We start from the raw sequence: 18,048 nt of genomic DNA, 5'->3' as shown, positions 1-18,048 counted from the left end.
ATGTCGCGCTGGCGGTTCCTCAGGACTAAAGTCGATATATGCAGTCACAGCCACATGTTCCCGGGTTTACCGTCCGGTGGACTGACGCCGATGGCGATCAGACAGAGGAACACGCCGTACCGGGCGTGCGGGGGTTCCGGAAACGCCGCCGCAACCGTCATGGCAGGGGACTGCGTGGCGAGCTGATGCTGCCCAATCTTCCGGGTTTCCGGACGCGTTCCGAGCGTTTCGACGACATGGTGCTTGACTCCGCCGAACGCCTTCAGGACATGTGGGGCAAACAATTGGACGGCGTTCTCTTCGCCGTTGATGAGATCCCGCCGAACCTGGAGCAGCTCGTTGCCACCGGCAACCCTGCACCCATGGGGTCCTACACTCCCGGCGGCCGTGGAGAACCGCCGATGATCACGGTCTACCGCCGGGTGGTGGAGCAGGGCTCCAACACCAGGGAAGAGTTGCAGGATCTCGTCCATGACGTCGTGGTGGAATACACCGCGGAAATGTTGGGCGTACCGCCGGAGACACTGGACCCGGTGTACCGGCGCCGGTACCAATAGGACGACGCCGGTCACCCGGCTGGCCGGTGAGGCCTGCAGCGGACCGAACCGCCGCTAGTAGCCGACGGAAACGGGAACCTTTTCAAGTCCCGCCGCAGCATCCTGGATCGCGACAACAGACACATCGTTGCGGCCCTGTTTTCCAAGGACCAGCGCGCCGTAGACGGGATCGCCGGATGCGGAAACAACGTAGCCCGCTATGACCGCGTCCCCGGCCTTTGCAGGGAGTTCAATGACTGACGTGGTTCCACCGGCAAGGTCCATGTCAACAGCCTTGCCTACTTTGCCGTCGGCCGTGACCGGGGCGTAGCTGACGGTAGCGCGGCCTTCGGGCACCCCGAAGCTCAGGGAACGCAGGCCATCGCGGGGAACGGCCACCAGGTGCTGGCTGCCAAGCCGGGCCGATGCTGGAGACCAGGCGAAATCGGTGGCCTCTTCGGCCTTTGAGCCGCGGGTGACCCTGGCCGATGCCACGAAGGAAACGTCCGAGCTGGCACGGATTGTGTAACTGCCGGCCGGAACTCCGTCGAGGCTCAGCGAGGCCACCGATCCACCCTTGACCGTCACCACTCCCCCGTTGGGAAGCTTTCGCTCGCCGTTCGCACCATACAACTTGACCTGGACCACGGCGTCCGTTGAGCCCGGAACAGCGATCTGGAGGGCCGGCACAGCGTCCGCGAATCCTGACTTGGCGGCGAGTGCCTTGATGCCTTCCGAGTCCTGGATGTCGACGCCGGACATCACCTGGAGGTTCGACGGTCCTTCACCCGGCGAGAGGTATTCGACTCCCCCGGGAGCCAGCCCGCGCAGTACGCTCTGCTGGATGGTTCCGGCCACCGGACCACCAGTGCTGCGCACGCGGATGCCCAGCTGGGATTGGCCCGGAGCGAGCCCGGCGAGGTTCACGGAGCGGGTGGTTCCCGGCGCCACCAGAAGCCCCCTGGCTCCCGGAGCCTGAATCTGACCTTCGTACCCGTAGAGATCAAGGCTCACCGTGGCGGGCGTCTCTGATGAATTGCTGAGATTGAGGACAGCTGTGCGGCCGACAGCCGTGTTCGCGCCCAGCACCCACGCATCGTTGCTCGGCGGCTGGCATTGTGCGGAAGCGAGGCCACGGAGGTCGCCGTCGGTTGCCGAGTAACTGAGGTGGGCTGCCAAGGATGCTTGCTCGTTTCCGATGGGCCCGGCTTCCACCACCGTGGGCGAGGTTACCGGACTGATGGAAGCCACGCCCGCAGCAAGCACAGGGGGACCCGCCGTCGGCGTAGGAGTGCTCGTGGGAGTCTTGGCGATTTCCGCGACGTTCCCGCCTCCAAGGGAAGTGACCTTGCTGCCGGGAACGGTGCCGGCCGGATTGCTCAGCACCACAGCGTTGAGCGCGCTGGTAGCCGTCGTCGACACGGGGCTGAAGTCAGCATCCGTGCCCACCACTGTCCCATTGACCAGGCGGGCCGGTTCCGGGCAGACGCCCAAGGCCCTGCCGGCGGGAACATCCGCCTGCTGCACGTCGGTGCTCGTGCCGCCGGAGGGACCCGGAACCATCGAGCTGGCAGCCACAGCGCCTCCCCCGGCAGCCAGGATGACCACTGCCGACAGAACACCGGTGACCATGCCTTTGCTGGAGCTTCGGGACCCCCGCATGCTGCGGGAAGACTGTTCGCTGCGGGAAGACTGTTCGCCGCGGCGAGACTTTCCTTTAAACGTTGGCTTGTCCTCGACCGGCGTTTCGCCGGCCGTCTGCGGTGCGTCGTCGGCGTTTTTCTTCTGCTCGTCAGACACTGCTGTACTCCTTACGGAGGGAGACTTCGTCCCTCGACATGCCGGTACGGGACCGGCGGGCAGGCATCGGGATCGCCAGCAGGACCGTCAAGGCGATCACTACGGCCTGCAGGATCCCGAGCCACAGGGCCCACGGGTTCGTGTAGCGGATCTCCAACTGTCCGCCACCGGCCGGCAGGTCGAACGCCTGTGACCACCCGGATGTTGTTGCCTGCAGCTGCTTACCGTCCAACGTGGCCGTCCAACCGGGATCGGATCGCTCAGCCACGACCACTTTCCTGCCCCCATCACCGGATGGGACGCTGGCGTTGACGTTCACATCCTCCGAAGGCAAGGTGCCCACAGTGCTTCCTTGGGCGTCGATGATACGGACACGATGCGCCGTTTCTGCGGCGCCCGCCGAGGGCTGGTTCCGCGGAGTTACGCGCCACAACCACCCGGCGTCGGTCTGGCCGACAGCCACCAACCCTGGGACGGCGTCGATTCTGCTTGCCGTCAGTTGGGCAGCATTGTCCGCGGCCTTGAGGACCACGAAACCGGCACCGAGTTGCTCGAGGTCGGGACGCGGGTCAACGCCGGTGCTCGCCACGATAGTGGCCACTGCCCGCCGCAAAGACGCTGTAGCGGCATCATCGCTCGTGATTTCCTCGCGTCCGGGAGCGCCAATGATGGTCCTCGCCGAGGCGATGGTGGACAAGCTGTCCAGGGTTGTTCCGGCCCCTCGCATGAGCGAGGAGGTAAACGCACCTTGCTCGCCGCTGGTGATCACCAATGTCCGCGTCCGCTCGGGTCCCTGGCCGCGGTCGACGGCGGTAGCAGGCAGCGTGCCTGATTCCATCGGCCGGACCTGACGCGGGCTACCCAATGACGAGGCCGCTTGCCGGGCTGCCGGGGCAGCCGGTGAATCCGTCGACGTCGAGGGCTGCAGGACGTTCTGCGCAGCCCAGGCACCCATTCCGGCCACAGGCCCGGCAACGAGGAGAGCAACCACCACACCGGACGCGACGCGACGCACCTGGAACTTCCGGCGGGCAGGATCGGATGCCCGCCGGCTCGCCGAAAAGAGCTTCTCCGCTCCGAGCAGGGCAGCACCGAGCAGCAACATGCCTGATGCTGAAACCGCCGGACCGGTAAACGGCCCGACAATGACGTTGTTGTTGACGCCGGTGGCTACATGCCCCACCAACCAGGCGCTGGCCAAGGTGGCCAGCGCAGCCAACCAGAACACCCTGGCCAATGCTGTGCGTTTGCCGGGGAGGAACAGCGAGGCCACCGCAAGCAGCAACACCGGAGCACCAATCAGCAAAGCCAGGATCAAAGCCCACGGAACAGCACCGGGACCGAACACCGACAGTCCTGTCAGGCCGCCGTCGATACTGAAAGCCAGCGGTTGGCCGAGAAGCTGCTGCCACAAGGGAGCCGCATCAAAAGCAAGGGGAAGTCCAGGATCAGCCAGCAGGGACCGGGGCCTGTCGAGGACGGAAATGCCGTACGGAAGGAACAACGCAAGAGTCGGCAGCAACGACCACCACATGGTTTTGCCGCGCTGTCCCAGAACTACGGCAGCGAGGATCACTGCAACGGCAATAGGGCCCAGCAACGACGGTGCTGAGGCGGTGACGACGGCCATCACCAGGCCGGCGGCCGCTGCAGCCGTCCAGGAGGATGTCCCGTTAATGCCGGGCTTACCGCGAAGAGGGGCCGGGAACCGGCCCGCAACGGCTGACGCGCTTCGCTGCGCGCCCGCCGTGCTTGATTGTGCCGTGCTCGTTTGACCGATGGCAGATCCGGACGCCCGCACCAAGGCCAGGAGCAGCAACGGCATCATGATGTGCGCCACGAGGGCACCGACGCGGCCTTCATTGATGGCGATCAGGAGACTCGGCGCACCGGCCCACAGCAGGGCTGCCACGGTCCGGAACCGGCGCTTGGTGGTCAAGGCACCCGATGCGAACCATGCTCCGACAGCGGACAAAGGCATGGCCAGGACGAGGAGCCACGCCATGGATGCATTCGCATCCCCGCCACCGAGGAGCGACAGCACCCATAAGACGTAGCCAAAGGGATCACCGTGGCCCGGAAGTCCGGCGCCCAGGGAAATCCACCACGTGGAGCCGTTGGCCCAGATCCCGGCCGGTGTCGCGGAAAGCGGGAGAAGCCCACCACCGGTGATCGCGTCGGAACGGAGCAGACCCAGCAAACCCACGAGGGCCGCTGCCAGGGCAACGCATGCGGCGGCAACAGCACCCGTTCCCACCCAACCACGTTCGTTCGTGGCCAGGGCGGCGAAGTCGTCGGCGGCGTCGCCACTTGGTTCGGGAGCCAGCAGGTCGCTCATGGGCGCGGCGTCATCGGCAGGCCGGATGGCTTCCAGCAAGGAGCGCCGGTTGGCCCGGACCTCGCGTGTTGGTGTCTGGAGGCCCCGGACGACGGAACGATGGACCCGTCGCGTTTTCGCAGCTGTGCGGCGCCCCCTCGCGATTGCGACAGGACGCATCAAAGCGGCAAGTGTGGCAGTGAACTGGGAGAAGCCATAGCCTGGCTCCTTCACCAGGATGCTCAGCACCAGGCGGACAACCGCGCCAAAAAGTGCTCCCAAAGCCTGGAACGGAACGTTCCACCAGGGCGTGTGCTTCAGGCGCAGGTGGATCTGGGCCTTGCGCGCTGCCGAGGACGTTCCCAGGCCATGGGGACGGTGCTCAACGTGGAACATCCGGGCGCTGGGCACAACCACCACGCGGTTCCCGGCGAGCCAGTTCCGCCAGCAAAAATCGACGTCGTCGCCGCTGCCGGGCAGCGCGGGGTCGAACCCGTCCAACTGTTCCCAGACATCGCGTCGGATCAGCATGCCCGCCGAATTGACCGCGAACGTGTCGGAGCGGGCGTCGTACTGCCCTTGGTCGACTTCGTCGGCGTCAATCAGGGTGAGTCGCTCAGCCCAGCGGCTCGTTGAGAGGCCCACATCCACCAAGTGCCGGTCGTTGTCCCAGCCGAGCTGCTTGCAACCAGCGACGGTTACCGACGGCGCGCGCTCAACGGCATGGAGCAGCTCCGCCAACGCGTCAGGCGCGGGCGCCGCATCATCGTGCAGGAGCCAGATCCACTCCACGGTCCGGCTGTCATCGGTCGCAGCAGCGGCGGGAGCGAGCTCCTGCAACCCCGCACGGACAGCCGCGCCAAAGCCTGACTTGGCTTGGTGGAAGGTGGTGGCATTGCCTTGGCCAAAGGCCTCCCGGAGCAGGCCCAGGGAGTTGTCCGTGGAACCTGTATCAACGCCAATGGCGGCATCTGCCGAACGCGTCTGGTCCGACAATGCCGCCAATGTCCTGGGCAGATAGTTGCCGCCGTCGTGGGAAACCACGACGGCGGTAACGTGCACTTCCTTGAGAATTAGACCGCTCGCTTCCTTAGCCGACGGCGCTCCCGCTCGGAAAGCCCGCCCCAAATACCGAACCGCTCGTCATTGGCGAGGGCATACTCCAAGCACTGCGAGCGAACGTTGCACGCTCCGCACACTTTCTTGGCATCCCGGGTCGATCCGCCCTTTTCAGGGAAAAACGCTTCAGGATCGGTCTGCGCGCACAACGCGTCCGTCTGCCAGCCAAGTTCACCTTCGTCATCGAAATCCCCTTGGCCGGGGAGACCGATCCACACAGGCTGTCCGGGCGTCTCAAGCGGACGGCGCAGCTCCATGGGAGGATCGTCGAGGTCTTCTTCCGGACCAGCCGGCAGGTCGCCAATCAATGCCTCATGTGCTGCGAGGAGGGCTGTCGCCTGATCCTCCAAAGACTGCTGCACATTCTGGTTGTATCGGTCTGCCGCTTCCGGATCCGCAGGATCTACGTACCAGTCTCCCGGCACCTCCCGCGAACGGTATTTCACCGACGCATGTTCTGCGACGACTGCATCTTCCTGGATACGCAACGCTTGCCCCATGGCGTCCCTCCTGAGTTTGCAGCTGCTGCTTGGATGTGTTTCCGATTCCCGGTGTCCCGGTTGTCTGCGCAGCGGCGTTGATTACTAATTACACGCGTGTAACTACCCGCCAGTCAAGCCGCGCCGGGATAATAATCAAGAAGCTGTGGAAAAGTGGGATGCGCCACGCCCAACATCCAGGCCGCGGCTTCCGCGGATTGCCGCGGGAAATGGAAGCACAGGATCGGTTGAGGTTAACTTTCGTTGAATTTCCGCGGAAATAGCAGCGGCACCCTCCCGAAGCCCAGCGAATGGACAAACATTGATGTGTCGCAATTCACATCCAAGGGGTTGCTGCCCGGAGTGGTGCGGAACCTGCGTGGCAAGATTGATCCATGAGCATTCCGGCAGTGAACTTGATGACCGCCCTGAGGTCCGGGAATTCCACCTCGCCCAGGCTCACCTGGTACGGCCCCGGTTCCGAGCGTGTTGAACTCTCCGGACGGGTCTTCGACAACTGGGTGGCCAAGACTGGCAACCTGCTGCAGGACGAACTCGATGCCGAGCCGGGAATGGCCGTCCGGCTGGACCTCCCCGCGCACTGGAAGTCCTTTGTATGGGCCCTTGCCGCCTGGCAACTGGGCATGGAAGTCGTGCTTGACGGCACCTCGGCGGAGCTGCTGATAACCGACAAGCCCGACGACGGCGCCGGGGCGGGCTTCGACGCGGTCGTCGCCGTGCCGCTCGCAGCGCTTGCGATGCGCTGGCCGGGCGAGCTGCCGTCCGGCGTCGTGGATTACGCGGCGGAAGTCCGCTCCCACGGCGACGTGTTCATGGCGCATGACGAACCCGGGGCGGAAAACTCCGCGGTACGTGGCACGGCCGGATACGCGCACTCGGCTCTCCTCGAGGGATTCGCGGCTGCGCAGGAACCGGGTGTCCGCCTCCTGGTCCGCGCCGGCGATGGCTTGGAATCATGCCTCTCGGCCGCCCTGGGAGCATGGAAAGAAGACGGCTCCGTAGTGCTGGTGCACGAAGATGTCGAGGTCACCGCGCATCTTCTGGACAACGAGCGCGTCAGCCGGCCTTAGCGTTTGTGCCGGCCTTAGCGTTTGTCAGGGCTTCTTGACCGAAGGAAACTCGCCGGTCGACGGGTTGCCGGCGCCGGCTTCCGCCCCCGCCTTGGCCTTGGGATGCATGTCCAGAAGTTCGTGGTCGTGCGAGAACTCGGGTTCCTGGTCGAGTTCCTTGTTGAAGACCAGGAAGCGGTAGGCAAAGAAGCGGACCACTGTCGCCACCAGGATGCCGACCACGCCGGCCGCGAAAAGCATGTTCTTGTCAGTGATGTTCAACCAGTAGTTGGCAATGAACGTGAAGCCGGTGGAGATACCGATGCCGATACCGTTGATGATGACGAACATCACGAACTCGCGCACAACGTTGTCCTGCCGGCGGTGCCGGAAGGTCCAGAACCGGTTGGCAATCCACGAGAAGATCGTCGCCACCACGGCACCGACAAAACGTGCCTTGGACGGGCTGTCGGTCATGGGGCCATGCATCAGGTAGTACGTGAGGCCGTTGTCGATAACGAACGCAACACCACCAACAGCGCCGAACTTGGCTACTTCGCGCCAGAAAAGCGAAGCAAGTCCGCGGATGCGATCTGCGAGTGTGGTGATCATGACCCTCCATGGCCGTTGAAAGTGGGCCGATGGGCCTCGACCATTTTAGCGCCGATTTCCAAGCGCTGCCCGGGAGTACGCTGTGAGAACGCCAATACAGTGGCCGGAACTGACGATAAATGGCGCCAAAAGGGCGGCAGAATCAGTGATCCCCCTGCCGGTTCGGTAGGCTGAACCTTGTGACTTTTCCAGTAATTGGCGTTGTTGGCGGCGGCCAACTCGCACGAATGATGGCTCCGCCCGCTACCGCACTGGGCTTTGAACTCCGCGTTTTGGCCGAAGGCGAGGACGTTTCGGCTGTGGCTGCCGTAGCCACGGCCCCCATTGGCGACTACAAGGACCTCGAGGCCCTCCTTGAGTTCTCAAAAGGCCTGGACGTACTGACGTTCGATCACGAACACGTCCCCACCGGGCACCTGAGGGCGCTGTTGGACGCAGGCGTCAATGTCCAGCCCGGCCCCGATGCCCTGGTCAACGCCCAGGACAAGCTCGTGATGCGGGCCGCCATTGACCGCCTGGGCCTGCCCAACCCCGAATGGTCTGCCGTGCACACGGTTGACGAACTGGTCGCCTTCGGTGACAGGATCGGCTGGCCCGTAGTGCTGAAGACACCTCGTGGCGGCTACGACGGCAAGGGCGTCAGAATTGTCGACTCCGCCCAGGAGGCCCTGGAGACCAACGATTGGTTCCAGGCCATGAGCCCCCTGCTGGCCGAAGCGAAGGTGGAGTTCAGCCGTGAACTCTCAGCCCTGGTGGCGCGCACGCCCAGCGGCGAGTCCCGGGCCTGGCCGGTGGTCCACACCATCCAGGTGGACGGAGTCTGCGACGAAGTCATAGCCCCGGCACAGAACATTCCCGTGGAAGTAGCTGCCGCTGCCGAGGAAGCTGCGCTCCGCATCGCCAATGAGCTCGGCGTCACAGGCGTGATGGCGGCAGAGCTGTTCGAAACTCCCGGCGTCGGCGCGGGCTTCCTGATCAATGAACTTGCCATGCGTCCGCACAACACCGGCCACTGGACCCAGGATGGTTCCATCACCAGCCAGTTCGAACAGCACTTGCGTGCAGTTCTGGACCTGCCGCTGGGCGCCACCGATGCGCTCGCTCCGGTAGTGGTGATGAAAAACTTCCTCGGGGGCGAAAACCAGGACCTCTTCAAGGCCTTCCCGCAGGCGCTGGCCTATGAGCCCGCGGCCAAGGTGCATTCCTACGGCAAGTCCGTCCGCCCTGGCCGCAAGATCGGTCACGTCAACCTCGTGGGCACCTCTGCCTCCGACGTCGACTCGGTGCGCCAGCGCGCGACCACCGTGGCCAACATCATCCGCGACGGCCGCAAGCCTGAGCAGCCCACTCTGGAGGAGACCGTATGACGACAACACCGCAGGCCCCGCTGGTAGGACTCGTCATGGGCTCGGACTCCGACTGGCCCGTCATGGAGGCCGCGGCCGATGCCCTGGCCGAGTTCGGCATACCTTTTGAAGCGGACGTCGTTTCGGCCCACCGTATGCCCACGGAAATGATCAGCTACGGACAGAACGCCCACCAGCGCGGTCTCCGCGTCATCATTGCCGGAGCCGGCGGCGCGGCCCACCTTCCGGGCATGCTCGCCTCGGTGACCCCCCTCCCGGTAATCGGCGTTCCGGTTCCGCTCAAGACACTGGACGGCATGGACTCCTTGCTGTCGATCGTGCAGATGCCGGCCGGCGTCCCCGTCGCCACGGTGTCGATTGCAGGGGCCCGCAACGCCGGCCTCCTGGCCGTGCGGATGCTGGCCTCCGGTACTGATGAACTTGCCGCCAAGCTTCGTGGCGACCTCCTGGCTTTCGCCCAGGAACTCAACGATGTGGCCACCAAAAAAGGGGAGAACCTTCGCCACAAGGTTGAGGAAGTCTTCTCCCCTGCCAACCCGTCAGCCCGGAGCCCCCGCTAGGAAGGCAGCGGATGACTACCATGCACAAGAACACGAATCAGCCCGGTTCCGCCCTGACTGATCCTGTCCGCTATCCATCCGGCGCCAGTGCGCCGGTGCGGACCAAACGCGCCTTCGTGCTGGTCCTCCTCACGCTCCTGGTCCCCGGCAGCGCACAAATCGTTGCGGGCGACCGCAAACTTGGCCGCATCGCGCTGCGCGTTACGCTCACGGTGTGGGCGCTGGCGCTGATAACCATCGTCATCGCAGTCACCAACCGGACCATGCTGCTGAGCATTGTCACCCACCCCGTGGGGTCGCTGTTCATTATCGTGGTCCTCGTGGCGCTGGCCCTGGGATGGGCCTACCTGTTCCTCAACACCCTGCGGATCATCAGGCCGACACTCCTGGCACCCGGCATGCGTCCCATCATTGCCGTCGTGGTGGCAATCTCCACCGTGCTGGCGAGCGGATCGCTGGGCTACATTGCCTATGTCCTGAACGTCAGCCGCAACGCAATCGGCAGTATTTTCGACGCCGGTCCCGCGATCGATCCCGTGGACGGGCGTTACAACTTCCTGATGATGGGTGGCGACGCCGGCGATGACAGGACGGGACGCCGTCCCGATAGCCTGTCCGTGATCAGCGTCGATGCGAAAACGGGCGAAAGCGCCATCATTTCAGTCCCCCGCAACCTCCAGAACGCACAGTTCAGCGAGAGTTCGCCCATGCGGAAGATCTACCCCGAGGGCTACAACTGCGGCGACGAGTGCCTCATCAACGCCGTCAACACCGAGGTGACCAACAAGTACCAGGACCTGTATCCGGGCGTTCAGGATCCGGGCGCACAGGCAACCCTGGAAGCTGTGTCCGGAACCCTCGGTATCACGGTCCAAGCCTATGTCCTGGTGGATATGGATGGGTTCGCCAAACTCATCGACGCCATGGGCGGCATCCGCATCAAGGCCGGCGGTTGGGTACCCATCAGCGGCCCCGTCACCGATGAGGCCAACGGAATCCATGGCATGCCCGACGGCTGGATCCCTGCCGGCGACCAGCATCTGGACGGCTTCCACGCCCTCTGGTACGGCCGCTCCCGCGAATTCGTGGACGACTACGCCCGCATTGCACGCCAGCAATGCGTGCAGCAGGCCATGCTCAAGCAGCTGGACCCGGCCACTCTCCTGACCAAGTTCGAGGACATCGCCAACGCCGGGACCAAGGTGGTCGATTCCAACATCTCGTCCAACCAGCTGGGCAGCTTTGTGGACCTCGCCTTGAAGTCCAAGAACCAGCCCGTCAAACGCCTCACCATCGGGCCGCCGGACTTCGACGCATCGTTCTCCACGGTGCCTGACTTTGACCTGATCCACTCCAAGGTCCAGGAAGTCCTCGCCTCGTCCAACAGCCCCAAGGCAAGTGACGCCGTCGTGACCCATGACCGTCCGGGCGCCGGGCCCGTCATGGCCGCCGGTCCGGTTACTGGCCTGCTGCCCGCAAGCCAACTGCCTTCACCCTCTGCGGACTTCACTCCGGTGACCACAACCCCCGACGGCACGCCGATCACCATTGAGTTGTTGAACGGCCTCAAAGCCCAGGGCGATGAGCAAGGCATCCGCGACCTCGTGGCCACCAACGGCCAGTGCGCACCACTGTAAATTCCCCCTTTGAGCTCCATCCCACGTCCAGCGCAACGATAAGGACTTTCTTTCGTGTACCAGATTGAGAATGTTTTGCGGCCCTATGCGTGGGGTTCGACGACGGCCATCGCCGGACTGCTGGGCCGGCAGGCCTCGGGCGGCCCGGAGGCCGAAATGTGGATCGGGGCCCACCCGGACTCCCCTTCGACGGCCATTCACCCCAACGGTGTCACCCAGCCCCTGGATGCCTTGATCGCCTCGGATCCGCAGCGCTTCCTTGGCTCCGAAAGCCTCGCCGGATTTGGTCCCCGCCTGCCGTTCCTCACCAAGCTCCTGGCGGCCGAAAAGCCGCTTTCCCTCCAGGTCCATCCGAGCCTGGAGCAGGCCCGTGAAGGGTTTGCCCGCGAGAACGCCGCCGGGATCGCCCCCGACGCCGCTGAACGCAACTACCGCGATGACAACCACAAGCCGGAAATGATCTTCGCCCTCACGCCCTTCAAGGCGTTGTGCGGCTTCCGCTCCCCTGCTGACTCCCGCGGCATCTTTGAACACCTGGCGCACGTCCTTGACTCCGCCGCCATCGACGTTCCCTCGGTTATCGCGGACGTCGTCACCGACCTTGCGCAAGCTGATGCTTCCGCTGCGCTGAAGGCTGCCTTCAGCCGGCTCATCCAGGGCGGCAGTGACGTCTCCGATGCCATTAACGAGGTAGTCGCGGTACTTTCTGCCGGGGCACCGCTGGAGCCGCACCGGGAAGCGCTGACCGCAATGCTGGACATCAATGAAGCCTTCCCCGGAGACCCCGGCGTCCTCATCTCCCTGCTCCTGAACCATTTGTCCCTCGAACCCGGTGAAGTGGTCTACCTCCCTGCGGGGAACATCCACGCCTATCTGCACGGCCTGGGCGTCGAGGTCATGGCGTCCTCGGACAATGTCCTTCGCGGTGGACTCACGCCCAAGCACGTGGACGTTCCGGAACTGTTGAAGACCGTACGTTTCGAATCCCTCGGGGTTCCACGCGTCGAGGCCAGCGGGACGGAGTTCGGACAGGAGCTGTACCGCCCGCCGTTCAAGGAGTTCCAGCTCCAGCGCATCGAGCTCGGCCCTGACGCAGCACCGGTGCCGCTGGCGCAGACCGGGCCCGCCGTCGTCGTGGTTGTTTCCGGCTCCGTGCTTCTCGACTCGCCCAAGAGCGACCTCCAGCTTGGACGTGGCGCTGCAGCGTTCATCCCCGACGTCGAAGCCCCGGTCAACGTCCACCCGGTCCAGGGCGCGACGGACACCAGCATTGCCTTCGCAGTCACGACAGGCTTGGGGAACTGAACCGTGGAATTCTTCCTCCAAACGCCCGCATGGGCGGCAGTCCAGCGTTCCCTGGGGCGCCGCGTCCACGAAAAAACCGGCCCCGGATGGAGTTTCCTCGCAATTGAGGAGAAGAACCCCGCCGGCAAAGTCATCTATGCCCCCTATGGGCCGGTGGCTGATTCCGTCGAAGCATTCGACGCCGCCACGGCGGCTTTGGTGGCGCTGGCCAAGGCGGAGCACGCCGTCTTCGTCCGGATGGAACCTGCTGCGGCAGGTTTTACCGCGTCCGACGCCGGTCCCCTGCTCCGCGCGCGGGGCTTACGGCCCGCGCCGGTCAACCAGCAGCCGGAACTGAGCTGGATTGTGGATCTGGACGGGGATTTCAAGGACGTCCTCGCGGGCATGAAGCCAACAAACCGGAACTTGTACCGGAACATCCACAAAAAGGGAGTGACGTTCCGGACCTCCCAGGACCCGGCGAACATCTCCATCCTGCTGCACTTCCTCCACCTGACGGCGGCGCGGAATGGCTTCAAGCCGCAGAGCGATGAATACCTGACCCAGGTGGCGGCGTCATTGCTGCCTGCAGGGGCCGGAACCTTGTTCATCGCCGAACTGGAAGGTGAGCCCATCGCGGCCGCCTTCGCCTACGATTCGGCAGATACCCGGGTCTACGCGCACGCGGCACTCGATGACACGCACCGCAAGCTCAGCGCAGGCATCCCCCTCCTGGTAACCCTCATGGCAGACGCCAAGGAAAAGGGTCTCAAGCACGTGGACCTCTGGGGCGTCGCACCCGAGGACCAGCCGGACCACAAATGGGCGGGCTTCACGGCGTTCAAGAAATCCTTCGGAGGCCGCGAAGTCTCCTACCCCGGCACCTGGGACCTCCCGGTCAACAAACTCCGCTACGGCGCCTACCAGCTGGCCAGGAAGCTCCGCAACAAACTCCGCTAAGCCTTTCCCCGCTCCACCCGCGCCCGGCACACCCCACAACAGCGCGAAGCGGAAGCCGGCCGGACACAGAGAAGGACGGCGGGTATCGCGACAGCGGCATCAAATCGACGAGGTACGAGGAGATAGCCGCCGAGCGATGCTCGCCGTCCTTCTGTGAGCTGCGGAGGTTACGCCTTGCGCGCGTACGTCTCCCACTTGGATGCGTGGTGCTCAGCATCAACGAAGCGGACGGTGCCGGACTTCGAGCGCATCACGATGGACTGGGTCAGGACGCGGTCCTTCTGGTAGCGGACGCCGTGCAGGAGGTCGCCGTCGGTGATGCCGGTGGCTGCGAAGTAGCAGTTGTCCGAGGTGACGAGGTCGTTGGTGGACAGGACGCGGTCGAGGTCGTGTCCGGCGTCGATGGCCTTCTGCTTCTCGTCGTCCGACGTCGGCCAGAGGCGGCCCTGGATGACGCCGCCGAGGGACTTGATGGCGCAGGCTGCAACGATGCCTTCCGGGGTGCCGCCGATGCCCATGAGGGCGTCGACGCCGGTGCCGGTACGGGCTGCTGCGATGGCGCCTGCGACGTCGCCATCCATGATGAACTTGGTGCGCGCGCCGGCTTCGCGGATTTCTTCAACCAGCGGGCGGTGGCGGTCACGGTCAAGGATCATGACGTTGAGCTGGTTGACCTTGACGCCCTTGGCCTTGGCGATGAGGTGCAGGTTCTGCTTGACGGGCAGGCGCAGATCCACCATGTCGGCGGCCTCGGGACCCGTGACGAGCTTCTCCATGTAGAAAACAGCGGAGGGGTCGAACATGGAGCCGCGCTCAGCGACTGCCAGCACTGCGAGGGCGTTGTTGATGCCCAGGGCGGTGAGGCGGGTTCCGTCGATGGGATCGACGGCGACGTCGCACTCGGGACCGGTGCCGTCACCAACCTGCTCGCCGTTGAACAGCATGGGGGCTTCGTCTTTTTCGCCTTCACCAATCACCACGACGCCGTTGAAGTGGACGGTGTGAAGGAACGAACGCATGGCGTCGACGGCGGCACCGTCGGCTTTGTTCTTGTCGCCGAAACCTACCCAGTGGCCGCCGGCAATTGCCGCGGCTTCGGTGACGCGGACGAGTTCAAGCGCAAGGTTGCGGTCGGGTTCGTCGATGCCGACGGCGAGCGACGGCGAAATCGTGGAATACTGCTGGGTCATTGGTGCAGGAGACACTTGAACCTCTTCTTCGAGTGACGATTCACGGGACCGGACATGGTTGCGCGGGGCAACCCGGGGTTCCTCTACCAACGATCATAGTCGCCACGTCCACTCCGGGTGGTTGAATGACCACCGGCCGCAATACCGGCGGTGAGGTTGCCCGATGTGTGTTCCCTGCCCCGATAAGGGATCATGGAAGGGTGAGTGAAACGCAGGACAAGCCCGCTGCCGGCAACCAACCGGATGCTGCCGCGGCTGAGCCAACCAGTGCCCCGGATGCCCCCTTCAAGCCCGTCATCGCGGCGAAAGCTGCCAAACGGGCCAACGCGTCCGTGATTGGCATGGTCATTGCCCTTTTGGTCTGCGTGCTGGCTTTCCTCCCCATCGTCCTGATGAATCCGGCTCCGAAGGGCGACGGCTTCAGGCCTCCCATCGATGTCTCCTCCATCGCCAGGAACGCCGAAGGTGTGGCGGGATTCACACCTGTCACTCCCGATACCGGCGACACATTTACCCCGAATTACGCGCGGTGGGAATCGGGCAGCGGGACAGGCGTGCCCACTTGGGAGGTCGGTTTCCTGACTCCCAAGGAAGCTTTCATCGGCCTCACCCAGACCAATAAGGCCAATCCCACCTGGGTATTGCAGCAGACGGGCAACCTCCCGGTCACCGGCACGCGCAACGCCGGCGGGCAGGAGTGGGAACTGCGCGATTCGGGCAAGGAAAAGCGCAGCATGGTCCTGGACTACAAGGGCACCACCATCATCCTGAGCGGCACGGCAAGCCTCGAGGAATTCGCGACGTTGGCCACCGCCGTCGTCAAGTCAGCGGACCAGAGCACCGCACCTTCGGCCTCAGCTGCCCCGTCCGCCTGACCGATTGGCGCGCAACAGTTTCACTGACTGCTGCCTCTGCGTCGTAAAGTAAGGTTCGTGCCTACTTACCTGACTCCAGCCCTGGCGTGGCGCCGTCTCCGCGAGGGCAACGAACGCTTTGTCTCCGGCGAATCCCTGCACCCCAACCAGGATGCCGCCCGTCGCTCGTCCCTCATCGAGGACCAAAACCCCTTCGCCGTCATCTTCGGTTGTTCCGATTCCCGGCTCGCTGCAGAGATCATTTTCGACCTCGGCCTTGGTGATGCTTTTGTCGTGCGGACCGCCGGCCAGGTGATTGACGATGCCGTCCTCGGTTCCCTGGAATACAGCATCAGCCAACTCCGGGTTCCGTTGATCGTCATCCTCGGCCACGACAGCTGTGGTGCGGTGAAGGCCACCAAGGCAGCTGTCGAGACCGGTGAGATGCCTGCGGGCTTCATCCGGGACCTCGTCGAACGCATCACCCCCTCCGTCCTGACTGCCAAGCGCAACGAGCAGGAAGACGTCAACGACATGGTGGTGGAGCACGTGAAGCAGACCGCCGCACGCCTGGCTGACAGCTCCCGTGTGATTTCCGACGCCATCGACGACGGCCGCGTCGCCGTCATCGGCCTGTCGTACAAGCTCGATGAGGGCCGCGCGGCCCTCGTTTCCGGGATCGGCAAGCTCTAAGAGGACGTGCTCCGGCGGCAACGCCGGAGCACGTAGCACTCTCCTCCGGGTTTTCTGTGAGGCGTCGGATCGCCATAAGCTAGCCCCATGACTTCCACCACTGAGTTCCGTATTGAACATGACACGATGGGCGAAGTTCGCGTCCCCGTGAACGCCCTGTACCGCGCCCAGACGCAGCGTGCTGTGGAGAACTTCCCCATCTCCGGCAAAACGCTCGAGCGCACACACATTGAAGCCCTTGCCCGGGTCAAGAAGGCCGCCGCACTGGCGAACGCCGAACTGGGGGTGCTCGATGGCGAGCTCGCCGAGGCCATCGCCGCAGCTGCCGATGAGGTTGCAACGGGCAAGTACGACGGCGACTTCCCGATCGACGTTTTCCAGACCGGCTCGGGTACCTCGTCCAACATGAACACCAACGAGGTCATCGCGGAACTGGCTTCCCGCGCCCTCTCGGCCGCCGGCAGCGACAAGGTGGTCCACCCCAACGACCACGTCAACGCTTCCCAGTCCTCCAACGACGTCTTCCCGACTTCCGTCCACGTAGCCGCCACCTCGGCCCTGATCAATGACCTGATCCCGGCCCTTGAGTACCTGGCAGCTTCCCTGGACCGCAAGGCCGTGGAGTTCAAGGACGTCGTCAAGTCCGGCCGTACGCACCTCATGGATGCGACCCCGGTCATGCTTGGCCAGGAATTCGGCGGTTACGCAGCGCAGGTGCGCTACGGCATCGAGCGCATCAACGCCGCTCTCCCCCGCGTAGCCGAGGTCCCCCTGGGCGGTACCGCTGTTGGTACCGGCATCAACACCCCGGCAGGCTTCCCGGAGCGCGTCATCGAACTCCTCGCAGCCGACACCGGCCTCCCGCTGACCGAAGCCCGCGACCACTTTGAGGCACAGGCGAACCGCGACGGCCTGATCGAGGGCTCCAGCCAGCTGCGCAACATCGCGATCTCCTTCATGAAGATCAACAACGACCTCCGCTGGATGGGCTCGGGCCCCAACACGGGCCTGGGCGAAATCGCCCTTCCGGACCTCCAGCCCGGCTCCTCGATCATGCCCGGCAAGGTCAACCCGGTCATCTGCGAAGCGTCCATCATGGTGTGCGCCCAGGTCATCGGCAACGACACCGCCATCGCCTGGTCCGGCACCAACGGCGCCTTCGAACTCAACGTCGGCATCCCCGTCATGGCCGCCAACCTCCTCGAGTCCATCCGCCTGCTGGCCAACACCAGCCGCGTCATGGCCGACAAGATGATCGACGGCATCACCGCCAACGTCGAGCGCGCCCGGTTCCTGGCCGAGGCCTCCCCCTCGATCGTGACGCCGCTGAACAAGTACATCGGCTACGAAAACGCCGCCAAGATCGCCAAGACCGCCGTCAAGGAGGGCCTGACCATCCGCCAGGCTACCCAGCAGCTCGGCTTCGTTGGCGAAGGCGAAGGCAAGGTCTCCGAGGCCGACCTCGACAAGGCTTTGGACGTCACCACCATGACGTCGCCGGCCCACAAGGCCTGACCCTTGGCTTAAACCCAAAGCACGACGACGGCCGGTACCTTTCGCACGAGAGGTA

15 protein-coding genes are annotated in these 18,048 nt (G+C 64.4%); 10 read left to right on the top strand and 5 right to left on the bottom strand.

Translation table 11 applies throughout. The annotated features are described in order from the left end of the window. The first annotated feature begins 38 nt into the window (after window positions 1–38). Window positions 39–557: a metallopeptidase family protein gene (locus tag HMI60_RS10415; protein WP_018777318.1), complete on the top strand. Its 519-nt coding sequence runs from the start codon at window positions 39–41 to the stop codon at window positions 555–557. A gap of 54 nt (window positions 558–611) precedes the next feature. On the opposite strand, the gene HMI60_RS10410 is transcribed toward HMI60_RS10415, so the two are convergent. From HMI60_RS10410 to HMI60_RS21175, 3 genes are read right to left on the bottom strand one after another with little or no spacing between them, the layout of a single operon-like run. Further along, window positions 612–2,336, bottom strand: a complete 1,725-nt coding sequence (locus HMI60_RS10410) for a DUF5719 family protein (RefSeq protein ID WP_189075887.1) — start codon at window positions 2,334–2,336, stop codon at window positions 612–614. Continuing rightward, window positions 2,329–5,715, bottom strand: a complete 3,387-nt coding sequence (locus HMI60_RS10405) for a glycosyltransferase family 2 protein (protein ID WP_193589599.1) — start codon at window positions 5,713–5,715, stop codon at window positions 2,329–2,331. Before HMI60_RS10405 ends, HMI60_RS10410 begins: the two co-directional genes overlap by 8 nt. Window positions 5,716–5,726: 11 nt before the next feature. Continuing rightward, complete coding sequence (locus HMI60_RS21175) at window positions 5,727–6,272, bottom strand: WhiB family transcriptional regulator (RefSeq protein WP_018777315.1); 546 nt, start codon at window positions 6,270–6,272, stop codon at window positions 5,727–5,729. A 374-nt stretch (window positions 6,273–6,646) separates the two neighbouring features. Here HMI60_RS21175 and HMI60_RS10395 point away from each other — a divergent pair, with 374 nt between their 5' ends. Beyond that, entirely contained in the window at window positions 6,647–7,342 is a 696-nt protein-coding gene (locus HMI60_RS10395) for a TIGR03089 family protein (RefSeq protein ID WP_193589598.1), read from the top strand. Window positions 7,343–7,366: 24 nt separating this feature from the next. Here the strand turns inward: HMI60_RS10395 and HMI60_RS10390 are convergent, their stop codons facing one another. Then, window positions 7,367–7,933 carry a GtrA family protein gene (locus HMI60_RS10390; protein ID WP_018777313.1) on the bottom strand — a complete coding sequence of 189 codons (567 nt, stop codon included), beginning with the start codon at window positions 7,931–7,933 and terminating at the stop codon, window positions 7,367–7,369. A 179-nt stretch (window positions 7,934–8,112) separates the two neighbouring features. Between HMI60_RS10390 and HMI60_RS10385 the strand changes: the two genes are divergently transcribed. From HMI60_RS10385 to HMI60_RS10365, 5 genes are read left to right on the top strand one after another with little or no spacing between them, the layout of a single operon-like run. Beyond that, complete coding sequence (locus HMI60_RS10385; RefSeq protein ID WP_079581090.1) at window positions 8,113–9,300, top strand: 5-(carboxyamino)imidazole ribonucleotide synthase; 1,188 nt, start codon at window positions 8,113–8,115, stop codon at window positions 9,298–9,300. After that, window positions 9,297–9,860: a 5-(carboxyamino)imidazole ribonucleotide mutase gene (purE, locus tag HMI60_RS10380; protein WP_018777311.1), complete on the top strand. Its 564-nt coding sequence runs from the start codon at window positions 9,297–9,299 to the stop codon at window positions 9,858–9,860. Before HMI60_RS10385 ends, purE begins: the two co-directional genes overlap by 4 nt. A gap of 11 nt (window positions 9,861–9,871) precedes the next feature. Further along, window positions 9,872–11,497, top strand: coding sequence for an LCP family protein (locus tag HMI60_RS10375; protein ID WP_079581091.1), 1,626 nt, complete (start codon window positions 9,872–9,874; stop codon window positions 11,495–11,497). A gap of 54 nt (window positions 11,498–11,551) precedes the next feature. Then, window positions 11,552–12,802, top strand: a complete 1,251-nt coding sequence (gene manA / locus HMI60_RS10370) for a mannose-6-phosphate isomerase, class I (protein WP_193589597.1) — start codon at window positions 11,552–11,554, stop codon at window positions 12,800–12,802. A 3-nt stretch (window positions 12,803–12,805) separates the two neighbouring features. Continuing rightward, on the top strand, window positions 12,806–13,741 hold the full coding sequence (locus HMI60_RS10365) for a peptidoglycan bridge formation glycyltransferase FemA/FemB family protein (protein ID WP_193589596.1): 936 nt from the start codon (window positions 12,806–12,808) through the stop codon (window positions 13,739–13,741). Window positions 13,742–13,908: 167 nt separating this feature from the next. Here the strand turns inward: HMI60_RS10365 and glpX are convergent, their stop codons facing one another. Next, window positions 13,909–14,931, bottom strand: coding sequence for a class II fructose-bisphosphatase (glpX, locus tag HMI60_RS10360; protein ID WP_018777307.1), 1,023 nt, complete (start codon window positions 14,929–14,931; stop codon window positions 13,909–13,911). Between the two features lie 200 nt (window positions 14,932–15,131). Here glpX and HMI60_RS10355 point away from each other — a divergent pair, with 200 nt between their 5' ends. The 3 genes from HMI60_RS10355 (at window position 15,132) to HMI60_RS10345 (ending at window position 17,993) form a co-directional block, all read left to right on the top strand. Then, a complete protein-coding gene (locus HMI60_RS10355; RefSeq protein ID WP_039240321.1) occupies window positions 15,132–15,806 on the top strand; it encodes a DUF4245 domain-containing protein in 675 nt (224 codons plus the stop codon). Window positions 15,807–15,863: 57 nt separating this feature from the next. After that, complete coding sequence (locus HMI60_RS10350) at window positions 15,864–16,478, top strand: carbonic anhydrase (protein WP_018777305.1); 615 nt, start codon at window positions 15,864–15,866, stop codon at window positions 16,476–16,478. A gap of 87 nt (window positions 16,479–16,565) precedes the next feature. Continuing rightward, window positions 16,566–17,993, top strand: coding sequence for a class II fumarate hydratase (locus HMI60_RS10345; RefSeq protein WP_193589595.1), 1,428 nt, complete (start codon window positions 16,566–16,568; stop codon window positions 17,991–17,993). The last annotated feature ends 55 nt before the right edge of the window (window positions 17,994–18,048 follow it).

The sequence above is a fragment of the Paenarthrobacter sp. YJN-D genome, assembly GCF_015040335.1.
GTDB lineage: Bacteria > Actinomycetota > Actinomycetes > Actinomycetales > Micrococcaceae > Arthrobacter > Arthrobacter nicotinovorans.
Note: the sequence above shows the minus strand (reverse complement) of the source record. Positions and strands in the feature narration are given on the sequence as shown.

Coding starts and splice junctions, on each gene's coding strand:
- HMI60_RS10415 (WP_018777318.1), top strand. CDS start 39: ATGCAGTCACAGCCACATGTTCCCGGGTTTACCGTCCGGTGGACTGAC.
- HMI60_RS10345 (WP_193589595.1), top strand. CDS start 16,566: ATGACTTCCACCACTGAGTTCCGTATTGAACATGACACGATGGGCGAA.
- HMI60_RS10375 (WP_079581091.1), top strand. CDS start 9,872: ATGACTACCATGCACAAGAACACGAATCAGCCCGGTTCCGCCCTGACT.
- purE (WP_018777311.1), top strand. CDS start 9,297: ATGACGACAACACCGCAGGCCCCGCTGGTAGGACTCGTCATGGGCTCG.
- HMI60_RS10395 (WP_193589598.1), top strand. CDS start 6,647: ATGAGCATTCCGGCAGTGAACTTGATGACCGCCCTGAGGTCCGGGAAT.
- HMI60_RS10390 (WP_018777313.1), bottom strand. CDS start 7,933: ATGATCACCACACTCGCAGATCGCATCCGCGGACTTGCTTCGCTTTTC.
- HMI60_RS21175 (WP_018777315.1), bottom strand. CDS start 6,272: ATGGGGCAAGCGTTGCGTATCCAGGAAGATGCAGTCGTCGCAGAACAT.
- glpX (WP_018777307.1), bottom strand. CDS start 14,931: ATGACCCAGCAGTATTCCACGATTTCGCCGTCGCTCGCCGTCGGCATC.